This is a genomic window from Pseudoteredinibacter isoporae, assembly GCF_011602085.1.
Taxonomy (GTDB): domain Bacteria; phylum Pseudomonadota; class Gammaproteobacteria; order Pseudomonadales; family Cellvibrionaceae; genus Pseudoteredinibacter; species Pseudoteredinibacter isoporae.
The window spans coordinates 969,884-982,813 of record NZ_JAAONY010000001.1; the positions used below are offsets into that span (position 1 = coordinate 969,884).

Annotated in this window: 9 protein-coding genes; 7 read left to right on the plus strand and 2 right to left on the minus strand. The window is 50.8% G+C overall.

From position 1 onward, the window contains the following. Position 1: 1 nt before the first annotated feature. Together G8768_RS04210 and G8768_RS04215 are read left to right on the plus strand one after the other, a co-directional pair. Positions 2-1,402 carry a DUF1501 domain-containing protein gene (locus G8768_RS04210; RefSeq protein ID WP_166850855.1) on the plus strand — a complete coding sequence of 467 codons (1,401 nt, stop codon included), beginning with the start codon at positions 2-4 and terminating at the stop codon, positions 1,400-1,402. Further along, positions 1,402-2,316 carry a helix-turn-helix transcriptional regulator gene (locus G8768_RS04215; RefSeq protein WP_166850852.1) on the plus strand — a complete coding sequence of 305 codons (915 nt, stop codon included), beginning with the start codon at positions 1,402-1,404 and terminating at the stop codon, positions 2,314-2,316. The genes G8768_RS04210 and G8768_RS04215 overlap by 1 nt, the downstream gene beginning before the upstream one ends. A gap of 85 nt (positions 2,317-2,401) precedes the next feature. On the opposite strand, the gene G8768_RS04220 is transcribed toward G8768_RS04215, so the two are convergent. Then, positions 2,402-4,060, minus strand: coding sequence for an acetolactate synthase large subunit (locus G8768_RS04220; protein WP_166850849.1), 1,659 nt, complete (start codon positions 4,058-4,060; stop codon positions 2,402-2,404). 365 nt (positions 4,061-4,425) lie between these two features. On the opposite strand from G8768_RS04220, the gene G8768_RS04225 reads away from it, so the two are divergent. The 3 genes from G8768_RS04225 (at position 4,426) to parC (ending at position 10,136) form a co-directional block, all read left to right on the plus strand. Further along, positions 4,426-7,086 (plus strand): CehA/McbA family metallohydrolase, encoded by a 2,661-nt coding sequence (locus G8768_RS04225; RefSeq protein ID WP_166850845.1) that lies wholly within the window; start codon positions 4,426-4,428, stop codon positions 7,084-7,086. Next, the gene (locus G8768_RS04230) at positions 7,040-7,792 is read left to right on the plus strand and encodes a DUF3592 domain-containing protein (RefSeq protein ID WP_166850842.1); all 753 of its coding nucleotides are present in this window, start codon (positions 7,040-7,042) and stop codon (positions 7,790-7,792) included. Before G8768_RS04225 ends, G8768_RS04230 begins: the two co-directional genes overlap by 47 nt. 100 nt (positions 7,793-7,892) lie before the next feature. Further along, a complete protein-coding gene (parC, locus tag G8768_RS04235; RefSeq protein WP_166850838.1) occupies positions 7,893-10,136 on the plus strand; it encodes a DNA topoisomerase IV subunit A in 2,244 nt (747 codons plus the stop codon). Between the two features lie 83 nt (positions 10,137-10,219). Here parC and G8768_RS04240 read toward each other — a convergent pair whose 3' ends face one another. Continuing rightward, on the minus strand, positions 10,220-11,677 hold the full coding sequence (locus G8768_RS04240; RefSeq protein ID WP_166850836.1) for an HD-GYP domain-containing protein: 1,458 nt from the start codon (positions 11,675-11,677) through the stop codon (positions 10,220-10,222). 127 nt (positions 11,678-11,804) lie between these two features. Between G8768_RS04240 and G8768_RS04245 the strand changes: the two genes are divergently transcribed. Beyond that, complete coding sequence (locus G8768_RS04245; protein ID WP_166850834.1) at positions 11,805-12,179, plus strand: VOC family protein; 375 nt, start codon at positions 11,805-11,807, stop codon at positions 12,177-12,179. A 74-nt stretch (positions 12,180-12,253) separates the two neighbouring features. Next, a complete protein-coding gene (locus G8768_RS04250; RefSeq protein ID WP_166850832.1) occupies positions 12,254-12,922 on the plus strand; it encodes a nitroreductase family protein in 669 nt (222 codons plus the stop codon). The last annotated feature ends 8 nt before the right edge of the window (positions 12,923-12,930 follow it).

A 12,930-nucleotide genomic window follows, 5' to 3' on the forward strand; every position in this document is an offset into this window, starting at 1 on the left:
GATGTTGAAGAATCTAACGCGCCGGAAGTTTGTTCAGGGCAGTATGGCGGCCGGTCTCGCGGCAACGGCTGCGCCAAGCTTTTCGTTACCCAAGCCCCAGGGTCAAATTCCACCACCGCTGAATATTGATCAGCGTAAACGAGCGTTGGTGTGCATCATGCTCGACGGTGGTAACGACAGTTACAATATGTTGGTGCCACGCTCGCAGGCGCATTACCAGGAATATTCAAAGACCCGTGGCAACTTGGCCCTGGCGAAAGACCAACTATTACCGTTGAATGGTTTCAAAGATGGTGAAGGCCGAGAGTTTGCATTGCATCCCTCTATGTCGGAAGTTGCCGAGTTGTTTGATCAGGAAAAACTGTCTTTTGTTGCCAATATTGCGCCATTGATCGAACCGACAAACAAACAGGCCTTTTTAAATCGCAGCGCGCGCGTGCCCCTGGGTTTGCTCTCCCATGCCGATCAGTTTAAGCACTGGCAGACTTCCCGCCCGGACCTTCGTGTTCAACAGGGGTGGTTTGGTTATTTTGCCGATGTTCTGCAAGCCAATAAAAAAGCCGATCAGATCCCGATGAATATTTCATTGGCGGGTTCAAACATCATGCAAAACGGCCGCCGCAGTACCCATTATTCAATTACCGGGTCGGGCAGTGTTGGTTTAGTGGTGAATGAAGAAGAAAGCGCTTTAAACCGAGCAATCCTGCGTAGCTTTGAAACGGTTCTGAATACCAGCTACAGCGGTGATCCCTTTAAGCAGACGTATTTATCGATTACCCGTGAAGCGCAATTGCAACACCAAAAGTTCAGTGATGCGGTTGAAAAAGTCAGTTTACCAATAGATTTCAGTGACAGCGATCTGTCACAACAGCTATCAAAAGTGGCGCAGTGCATCGCGGCGGCTGAAGAGTTGGGCCTGCCTCAGCAAACCTATTTTCTGCGTTATATCGGCTGGGATCACCACGACGATTTGCTGGCCAATCAGGCGCGTATGTTGCGAGTACTGAGTAAGGCTATGGGGGAGTTCCAGCGCGCTCTGGAGTTGATGGGTTTGTCTGAACAGGTATTGAGCTTTACCGGTTCTGATTTTGGCCGTACCTTAACCTCTAATGGCAATGGCAGCGACCACGGTTGGGGTGGCCACTGTATGGTGATGGGCGATGCCGTGAAAGGCGGCAAAGTGCTGGGCGAGTACCCTGCATTGTCGCTGGGTGATAACAATCCATTGGATGTCGGCGGCGGTGTGTTAATTCCTACGTTGCCAACCGATGTCTTGTTTGCACAACTGTCCATGTGGTTTGGTGTAAGCGAAGAAGACATTCCAAGACTGTTTCCAAATTTACAGAATTTTGCAGGACTGACTGACGATCCGTGGCCGCGCCTGGATCTACTGAAAAGCTAATGAATACACTTGCTCTTACACCGCCGGCGCGATTGGGTGCCGAAAATTATTTGCTGGATTCTCTAAAGCCTCAATGGCAATCGCGTATGGCGACGGCAACCCGGCTGATTCGCCAGCGTTTTAATGAAGCCATTGATTGGAACTGGTTGGCGCAGCAATGCGCTGTCTCGCCCAGCCATTTTCACTATGTGTTTAAAAACGCTTTCAATGAAGGACCGGGTCAATTTCAACGCCGCATGCGTTTGCAATATGCGTTGAGCCAATTGCAATTGAGTGACAAGAGCGTCACTGATGTGGCTTTGGAGTCGGGATTTTCCTCGTCCCAGGCGCTGGCAAAAGCATTACGAAGAGTGCTGGGTTTAAGTGCATCGGATGTGCGCCAACTGTGTTCCCAAAGAGACGCTCAGGTCTGGAAGTCTCTGTTGCCAAAGCTCGGTCAGCCGCATCCGGACCATCCGGAAAGTTTGGATAACACTTTGTTGGATCGTATTGAGATCCGATTGGAGCAGCGTGGCGAACGTTACCTGTATTTGTACGAAGCCAATGCACGTTCGGTTGGGCAGATTTATTGCGCGTGCAGTAAATACCTGCCGCTCAATTGCGATACGGTTTTTGTGTATTCACCTTGGGAAGCCTGCGCAAACCCGGCCATGGCCAGTTACTACTGGGGATACGAAGCAAAAGTCGAATTGGCAAACTATCAGGTGCCCGCAAGGACTTATTTGTGTGCAACCGTTGTGATCGATTCGGAAGCGAGTTATCTCATGGTGTGGGAGGCCATTTATCGACGCTTATCGGATGAAGGTTTGCAGATTGATTACGAGGCCTTTCTCTGTGATGAAATTGCCGTTCAAAATCGAGATGATGGCGGCATGTTGATTTCAATTTGTTTGCCAGTGGTGCCAAGCTGCTAGCAACATAAAATCTGAGGTAAAGAAAAGGCCAGCTTGTGATTTCACAAGCTGGCCTTTTTTTGAGCTATTGATTAAGCCAGGCAGATTAAATCGAACAGGTCAGTTCGCCCAAACGCTCGGTCAGTTTTTTGTTTTCGCTGTAATCGATTGGAATCACTACCAGGCTCGGTCCGTCTGTGGCGAAGGCGGTTTTTAGTGCGCCTTGCAGATCACGGGAATTTTCAACCTTCTGGGCGTGCCAGCCAAAAGCTTCAGCCAAAGGTACCCATTCCGGGTTGCCGAAATCGAGATCGGTGTGTTTGCCGAATTCGTTTTCCTGCTTCCATTTGATCAAGCCGTAACCGCCGTCATCCCAAACCATGATCGTTAGATTCAAATTCAATCGGCGAGCAGTTTCCATTTCCTGCATGTTCATCATAAAACCGGCGTCACCTGAGATCGCCAAAATGTTTCGGTCTGGATGAACAATGCTTGCTGCAATCGCACCTGGCAAGGCAAAGCCCATGGAGCAGAAGCCGTTTGGAATCAGGCAGGTGTTGGGTTCATGGCACTGGAAGTGACGGGCAATCCACATTTTATGGGCGCCTACATCACTCAGGGCAATGTCTTCCGGATTCATAACGGCGCGAGCATCCCATAGCGCTTTCTGGGGACGAATCGCACCTTCGGTGTCATCGTCCTTGTGCTTGGCCAGTTCGGCACTCATGTCGCGGCGCACAGCGGTTTGCTGGGACAAATCGAAATCCAGTTTGTCAGCGCCGTAAGCATCAATACGTTCGTTCAGCATCCACAGGGCATGGGCCAGATCGCCGACCACTTCCGTTTCTGGATGGTAATGTTCATCAATTTCCGAAGGCAGGAAGTCGATGTGCAGGATGTTTTTGCTTTGATCGTTGTTCCACAGCTTCGGATGATACTCAACCATATCGTAGCCGAGGGTAATCACCAGATCGGCAGCATCCACGGCGCAAGCCGGAATGTCTTTCGCGCCGAGGCCGATGGTGTAGAGGCAGTAATCGGCATCCATGTCCACACAACCCTTGGCCATAAATGTGCTCACAACACCGATACCGGTTTTTTCGCAGAGCAGGCGCAGTTGTTTGGAGGCGCGGGTACGAATACAGCCATTGCCCGCAATAATGATTGGGCGCTTGGCATTCTTAATTTGCTCAAAAGCCTGATCCATAATCTTGTCGGCAGGCACCGGGCGGCGAGCTTTGCGTACGGACAGTGGGCTTTTTTCAACTGGCAACTTGGCGATGTCTTCCGGCAACTCGATATGTACGGCGCCGGGTTTTTCGGTTCTTGCCAGGCGTACGGCCTTGCGAACGATCTCAGGAATGTTCTCGGGATGCCAAACCGTCGTTGCCCATTTGGTAACAGGCTCGAACATGCCAACCACATCCATCACCTGATGGGATTCCTTGTGCAGACGGGTTGAAGCCCCCTGACCGGTGAGAACCAGCATGGGCGCGCGGTCCATGTTTGAATCGGCGACACCGGTAATCAAGTTGGTCGCACCCGGGCCCAGAGTACCCAGACAACCCGCGGGGTTACCTGTCAGGCGACCGTAGATCTCGGCCATAAACGCTGCGCCCTGTTCGTGTCGCGTGAGGATAAACTTGATCTTCTCGGACTTTTCCAGGGACATCATAAAGTCGGCGTTTTCTTCACCGGGTACACCAAAGATGTACTCGATTCCTTCTTCTTCCAGGCATTTGACCATCAGATCCGATGCTTTCATCGCGCGGTTCTCCTATTGGTTGAGCGGTCGCGTCAGGCTTATCAAAAGTAAGATTTCTTGCTCCCAAGGCTCAGCTTAAGATGTTTTGTTTACTGTTCAAGCATAGACTATGTGAGCTGTTCTGCACATTTGGCAAAATTTATGACTGCCATAGCGCCAGTGCAAACATCCCCGTAATATTGGCGGCTGAAACGTCCTGGCATCGTATTGCTCCTTTGAATTAGAAATGCCTGTGGCCCTAGAGTTGGCAGGGTCATGCTGTCACAATAGGGGCTTTTGGCAACGATTGCCGCGCTGATATCAAGCACATAAAAAGAACGTATATAAAAACACAGTTAGCACACTACAAGAACAAGAGACAAAACATGAGATCACGATTGGGCAAAATGCTGCCATTACTGTTCATAACACCGTTGTGTTGGGGGGAATATCAGGCACAACAAATTGAACAGGTTGAGCAAATTCGAGTGGCCGGGGATATGGCCTGGGGCGGCATTGACGACTGGCAACTGAGTAATGGCCAGGTTTGTGCGGTGATTTCCGATATCAAGCACGAAGGTGAACTGGCGGCCACAGGCGGCTATCTGACCGATTTTGGCTTTTGCGATACGCCGGGCGAAGGTTTTGGCCAGCTTTATTTTGCCATCAATCTAAGTGGCACCAGCTCTCCCGCCTTCTACAAAATGGAAGCCCAGCAGGGGGAAGACTTCTCCCGTATTCTGGGATGGGCCAGATACGGCGGATTCGAGCTGAAAGTCAGCTATGAGTTGAATGAACAAAACGCCAATAAGCTGCAGATCAAAGCTGAGCTGACGCATAAGAAAGAAGTTGATGGTTCCGAGGCTGCCGCTTTTGGCTTGGTGAATCTGAATCGGGGAAACAAGGTTTTCAGCACCTCTTTGAATGGCTCCGGGCCTTCACCGGGTTATGAGCACAAGCCCCTGCCCAGCGGTTTGCTGGATGATCTCGATGGTCTGGTCGGTGTCGATATGATCCTGAGCCTGCCCGATGCCGGGAAAAACCCCATGGTTTACGGGCAGCATATCAAGAACGCTTATCTGCTCTCGGAAGACGGTGAGAAAAGCCAGCTGCCCAGTTTTGTTGGCGTGACGGAATCCTATTCCGCAGCACTGACGTTCACCGAATCGTTTGTGTTCGATAACGAGGGGGCGTTTCTTGATCCTCTAAAACTGCTGGAAACCCAGATGGCTGACTTGGGGATGGGGGAAACGCTGGTGGTGGAACATGAAATCAGCCTGGCTGCAGGGCGTGATGCCGCATCTGTACTGAATCAGTATTGGGATAAACAACCGAATCTCGAACTGCCGCTGCCGGCGGGTGGGATGTCCGTATTTATGCAGCGTGAGTCTGATGGTGCTGTTATCAATCATGCCATCAGTGCGGCTGATGGCAACGTCAGTTTGCGAGCTCCTGCGGGCAAGTACCGTTTGAGAATTGAAGAGCAGGGACGTGTTCTGGCTGAGCAGCCCGTTGATTTGCAGGCGGACACCACTTTGCCAAGCCCTGAACTGAAAGCCAGCGGAAAGCTGCGTTTACCGTCGGGCCAGACAATGCGCCTGAGTTTTTTCCCGGAAGAGGGGCAGCACATTGATTTTTCCCGTCAGCCATTTGGTTTCAGTACCGGTGGCCACAGCGAAACTTCCGTTATCGATGTCATGCTGGCGGGCACTGAATCCGATCCGGAAGTGATTTCTCTTATGCCGGGTCGCTATCGCGTGCTGGCGAGCAGAGGCCCTGAATATTCTGCTCACATGAGCAAACTCAATATTGAGGCGGGTAAAGAAAGCAAACTCAGCATCGGCGTGCCGCAAGTGGAAGTGGCCACTCCAAATTATGTTCACGCCGATTTGCATACTCATGCGGCGCCCAGTTTTGACAACAGTTACCCTCAGGAACAGCGCATTCGCAGCTATGTCGCCCAGGGTGGTGAAGTGCTGGTGGCCACCGAACATGAAACCATTTATGACTACCACCGTGATATTGCCGAGATGGGCTTGAGTGATCGTCTGGCAACGGTAACGGGTACGGAAATAACCGGCCTGGTGCAGAGTGAGACAGCCCCTCACACCTTGGGGCACGCCAATGCCTTTCCGCTACGCGTTCAAAAAGGAAAATACCGCAGTGGCGCTCCGGCTCATGAAAACAAACGCTGGCGTGATGTGATCGCGGCGGTTCGCAAGAGCGACCCGAAAGCGGTTATGCAACTGAATCACCCCCGTGTGATTTATCAGCCCGACGAAGTCTCCGAGCCAGGCAGTCAACGTTACAATGAGAGTTATTTGATGCACCTTCTGGATGGCCGTGGGCACGACCCAAGCCAGCCTTTAAGCGCAGAGCAAAACCGCAGTCTGATCGAGAAAGATCCTGAAACCGGTGTGCGGGATATCGACTTTGATGCGATGGAATTAATCAATGGTACGGGTGCCGGTCTGCATTCCTATGAGCAGCTTCGCAAAGACTGGTTTGCTTTCTTAAAGCAGGGCCTGCGATTGGTTGGCACGGCGACCAGCGATTCCCACGGTCAAACGTTCGGTGAAGTGGTGCTTGAGCCCAGAACTCTGATCTATATGACGAAGGATGATGTCAGCAAGTTTGACCAGGACGATTTTATTGCTGGAATTAAAAGCGGCAATATTTACGGTACCACCGGGCCACTGTTGAATATCGCTCTGCAGAGTGGTGACAACCGTGCCATGATGGGCGAAACCCTGAGCGCCAAGGAAGCCGTTCTGGCGCTCACGGTAAATGCGGCCCAATGGGTTGATGTGCACACCCTGAGAATTTATATCAATGGCGAGCTATACCAGCAGATGCCGATCATTAAAGGTCAGCCCAATTTGTTGCCATTAAGCTTTGGTAAAGACAGTTTTGTTACCGTAGAGGTTGAAGGCGATCGTAAAGGCTTATATGCCGAGATTGTTCCGGTGATGCCGCCTTTTGCTTTTAGTAACCCAATTTATGTGGATGCAGATCAAGATGGTCAATGGCAAGCACCCGGCTTATAAAGATTCCTTAAAAAGCTTCGGCATCGTTGGCGTTATCTTCGCTATGATCGGTTTTCTGATGTTGTTTGGGGGCGGGCTCTGGGCGCATTCGGTGTCCAACTTTAAAGAGCGAGCGATACTGGTTGAAGGCGAGGTGATCGATCTGGTTTCCCGCAGTGGTTCCGATTCCACCACCTACGCACCGAAGTATCGCTTTGTGGTGAATGAACAGCAGGTCTATACCGTGGTGAGCCGCAGCAGCTCCAATCCACCGGCCTATGACATTGGTGAAAAAGTGCCTGTTCTGTATGATCCGGCGGACCCCATGGATGCTCGTATTGATGGTTTCCTGGGATTGTGGTTTGGGCCGACCTTACTGGCGGGGATGGGGACAGTATTTGCTTTGGTTTCTCTGATTCCCGCAGTGCTATATTGGCGCCGCAGGAACAATGTTAATTACCTGATGCGTCAGGGGATGCCGGTGATGGCTGAATTCCAGCGCGTGGAATCCGATGACGGTGATAAGAAAGGCAATACGGTTTTCTATATCATTGCCCGCTGGCACGAGAAGGAAGTCAATCAAATGCATGTTTATCGCAGTGAAGCACTGGGTTTCGATCCCAGTGAATTCCTGAGCCCCAAGCAGTTGATAACGGTGTTGGTTCACCGGCAGAAACCCGATGTGTATTTTGTCGATACCAGTTTTTTACCCCAGCAGCGGGTTTAAAGTTGCTTAAAAAAACAGCGTTTTAGCCGCTTGATTTGCCGCATCTTACGGCATTTGATATACAGCCTGCTTTAGCGCCAGAAAGATTGTAGGAAATGGCATGTCAGATTTAGTTCAAGATGCAGATGAACGCATCTCCTTAAAGGAATATACCGAGAAGGCTTACCTGGATTACTCCATGTACGTGATTCTCGACCGGGCTCTGCCCAATGTGGGCGATGGCTTAAAACCCGTGCAGCGTCGTATTGTTTACGCCATGAGCGAGCTGGGTTTAAAGGCCAGCGCCAAATATAAAAAGTCTGCTCGTACTGTGGGTGATGTGATTGGTAAATTTCACCCGCACGGGGATTCGGCCGCCTATGAAGCGATGGTATTGATGGCTCAGCCGTTCAGCTATCGTTATCCGCTGGTTGATGGCCAAGGTAACTGGGGTTCCCAGGATGACCCGAAATCCTTCGCCGCCATGCGATACACCGAATCGAAACTGACCAAGTATTCAGAAGTTTTGTTGAGTGAGTTGGGTCAGGGTACGGTTGATTGGGTGCCTAACTTCGACGGCAGTATGGATGAACCTGCTGTGATGCCATCTCAGGTTCCCAATGTGCTTTTGAATGGCACCACTGGTATTGCCGTTGGTATGGCCACCGATATTCCACCTCACAATTTACGCGAAGTGGTCACTGCAACCATTCACAAACTGGAAAATCCCAATGCCACCACGGCAGAGCTTTGCGAATTTGTGCAAGGCCCGGATATGCCCACCGAAGCTGAAATCATTACGCCCAAGGCTGATCTGCAGAAAATGTATGAGACGGGTCGTGGCAGTTTGAGAATGCGCGCGGTGTGGTCTCAACAGGATGGCGATGTTGTTGTGACGGCGCTGCCCCATCAAGTCAGTGGTGCAAAAGTTCTGGAGCAAATCGCCCAGCAAATGCAGGCGAAAAAGTTACCGATGGTGGCAGACCTGCGCGATGAGTCGGATCACGAAAACCCGACACGACTGGTGATTGTGCCGCGTTCCAATCGTGTTGATATCGATGCGATGATGAGTCACTTGTTTGCCAGTACCGACCTTGAACGCACTTACCGTGTGAACATGAATATGATCGGCATTGATGGTCGCCCGGGTGTGAAATCACTGGAGACTATCCTGTCTGAGTGGCTGAGCTTCCGCATGGTTACCGTGCGTCGTCGCTTGCAGTATCGCCTGTCGAAAGTGGAAGAGCGTTTGCTGCGTTTGGCCGCCTTGATGATTGTTTTCTTGAATGTGGATGAAGTGATTCACATCATTCGTACCGAAGATGAGCCCAAGCCCATTTTGATGGAGCGTTTCAATTTGGTGGAAGCTCAGGCGGAATACATTCTTGAAACCAAGTTGCGCCAGTTGGCACGACTGGAAGAAATGAAAATCAAGGAAGAGCAGGAAGCGCTTGAGAAAGAGCGTGATGACCTGAACAAAACTTTGGACAGTGCCCGTCGCCTGAAAACCCTGGTGAAAAAAGAGTTGCAGGCAGCGGCCAAGGAATTTGGCGATGACCGTCGTTCGCCTATTGTTGCCCGCGAAGAAGCGGCGGCCTTCAGCGAAACCGATTTGCTGGGCAGCGACCCGGTAACTGTGGTTATTTCTGAAAAAGGCTGGATTCGCGCCGCAAAAGGCCACGATATCGATCCGACGGCATTGAATTACAAAGCGGGTGACAAATTCAAAGTAGCCTGTAAAGGCAAGACGAATCAAAACGCCATTCTGCTCGACAGCACTGGCCGAAGTTATGCTTTGCCTGCTCACACATTACCGTCAGCACGTGGCCAGGGTGAACCGATTTCCGGTCGACTGAACCCGCCCAGTGGAGCGACTTTTGTTTCCACGATGATGGGTGATGCCAAACAAAAAGTGCTTCTGGCATCCGATGCCGGTTATGGTTTTATCGGTACCATGGGGGACCTGTTCACCAAAAATAAAGCCGGTAAAGCGGCCTTGACCTTACCCAAAGGCGGGCGAGTGTTGCCAGCGACACCCATCGAGGGTGGAGATGAGCACCTGATTGTAGCCATCAGTAATGAAGGCCGCATGTTGGTATTCCCATTGGGTGAACTGCCAGAGTTGGCACGCGGCAAGGGGAATAAAATCATGAATATTCCATCAGCACGTGTGCAGTCTCGAGAGGAATTTGTGGTTGCCGTGCAGGTATTGAGTGCCGGTCAACAACTGAAAATTTACTCAGGCAAACGTCACCTCGGCATGAAAATGAGCGACCTTGAACACTACAAGGGTGAGCGTGGTCGTCGTGGTAATAAGTTGCCCAGAGGCTTCCAGAAAGTCGATTCAGTGGAAGTGATTGATTAACAGTTTCTCTGAGTGCTGTTCCTGGAAAATAAAAAAGGCGAGATGTTTCTCGCCTTTTTTATGTCAATCTGAAGGGGTTGGCTTCAAGCCGCTTCAACTTTCTTGTCGCTGAACTGCTGAGCAATGCTCACAAATTCCGCTTCACAAGCTAAAAACGCATCGATTACTCCCGGGTCAAAATGTTGGCCATTACCCTTAAGGATGATGGCCTTGGCGTCGTCGTGGCTCATTGCGGGTTTGTAAACTCGCGCGCTGATCAGCGCATCATAGACATCGGCCAGTGCCATTAAACGCCCGGAAAGAGGGATGTCGTTGCCTGCAAGTCCGGCCGGATAGCCACTGCCATCCCACTTTTCATGGTGGCTCAAACTGATCTCCTTCGCGATGCGCAAAAATGAGTTGCTGCCCAACTGGCGCTCGGCAACTTCCAATGCATCTGCCCCGATCTGTGGATGTCCTTTCATAATCTCAAACTCCTCATCGCTTAGCTTGCCGGGTTTCAGTAAGATGCTGTCCGGAATTCCGACCTTGCCGATGTCATGAAGTGGGGCCGATTTGTAGAGCAGTTCCACTGTCTCGTCATCAAGCTGCGCGGCGTAAGCTTTGTTTTTCCTCAACTCCAGGGCCAGGGCTTTAACATAGTTCTGAGTGCGTAAAATATGGCCGCCGGTTTCATTGTCACGGGTTTCCGCAAGGCTGGCCAAGCCCAGAATGCTGGCATCACGGGTAATGCTCAATTCGCGGCTGCGTTCCGCCAGTGCAGCGATGGTCTGATTGGTATGCAGGGCCATCAAACCAAATTCGTCATTGCTGCTCACCGGCACCTCAGCCTGCAAATCACCTTTGGCCACTGAGGCGAGCGCGGCCTGTTCCATCGCAATGAACATTCGCAAATTGCCTGCGTACGCAAAAATAATACGCAAGACGTACACCATGATCACGGCTACAACAAAGGAAACTTCGGTCAAAATGTATCTCTGTGCAGTCGCCAATGGCAGCTTGTCGCCCACCTGTTGTAACCAATGCAAGTCCTTACTGATAACCATAAAAACCACGCCTATTACGGCCACAGCACAAATGCAGGCGAAGTGACTGAACTTGTGAGTCAACGGGTAGGGATCGCAATCCGGTGTAATATGTTCACCGCTGCTGGCCAACTGTTCAGCGATCTTACGTTCCCGCAGTAAAGCTTGGTCACAGGCAATAAAAAATCCGAGAATCGCCATGCCGATAACAACCTTCAGACCGCTTTCCAATGGAGACTGGTAAAGCAAGCGAAAGTAGATGGCCAAAGCAAGGCCGGTCAAAAGAAAGAGAGTGATGTCCAAAGCAAACTGGCGTTTAACCTGGTACTTAAGTTCTGCCTTATCAACGAAATGGCGAAATAAGAAACGTCCGCCACCGACTAGAGCAAAACTGAACATGATCGGGATTAAAAGTGCCCCAAGACTGAGGCTGTCGAGAAAAGGGCATACTTGAACCCCGTACAAGCCGAACAGGGCTGCTGCGACTAGATAGTGTTGTCGATAGCTTTGTGTCATGATGCGAGAGATGATAAATATCCACTAGTGTTTATGTTATGTCGGCGGCCCAGGTCCCGGCTTGAAGATTATTTCCCATGCCCGAACGCGAGGGTGTAGACAGCGGTTTGGCCGCGAGGAGTCTGAAATGGCGAAGGTATTAGGTGTTGGCGGTATATTTTTCTTTTGTGAGGATCCCAAGGCTCTTTCGTCTTGGTATCAGGAGCATTTGGGTTTGCCCATTGATCCCAGTTACGGTGGCTGTGCCTTTCAGGCTTCCGATATGCCCGAGAATGGCTATACCGTTTGGGCCCCGTTTACCCAGGGCAGCGATTACTTCAAGCCTTCCAAAAAAGATTTCATGATGAATCTGGTGGTGGATGATTTAGCTGCCGCTTTAGCACAGGTAAAGCAGGGTGGGGCAGAGTTGATTGGTGAGCCGGAATCTCATGAGTATGGTGATTTCGGTTGGTTTATGGACCCGGCCGGAAACAAAATCGAACTCTGGCAACCCAAGAGCTGAATGAATGTGCTGCCCTTTTCGGGCAGCATTGATATCAATAGAGTGAAACAACGATAAGAACATCAGAGGTGACGATGTCCGAGTACCCTTTTATCCCACTGGATTTTGAGCAACTGCCTGAAGCTGAAATGGAAGCGAAGGCGGAGTCTTTTTACGAAATGATCAAGCGCCGTCGCACCGTGCGCGATTTCTCCTCCAAACCTGTACCCAAATCCGTCATTGAGAACGCGCTGAGAGCTGCCGGAACGGCGCCCAGTGGGGCGAATAAACAGCCCTGGCATTTTGTGGTGATCAGCGATGCTGATACCAAACGTGACATTCGCCTGGCCGCTGAAGAGGAAGAGCGTCAGTTTTATTCCGAGCGCGCAACAGATGAGTGGCTGGATGATCTGGCCCCATTGGGCACCGATGATAAAAAGCCATTTCTGGAAACGGCTCCGTACCTGATCGCGATTTTTCTTCAGAAATTTGAGTACGACGAAGAAGGCACAAAGCACAAAAACTATTACACTGCGGAATCCGTGGGGCTGGCTTCTGGCTTTCTCATTACGGCGCTGCATCAAGCCGGTCTTGCAACGCTGACTCATACTCCAAGCCCAATGAAATTCTTAAATAATATTTGTGGTCGTCCAGAGTACGAGCGCCCTTATATTTTGTTGGTGGTGGGTTATCCTGAAGAGGATGCCAAAGTTCCCGATATCAGCAAAAAACCGTTGGGCGAATTCACCACTTTTATTGAATAAAAAAACAA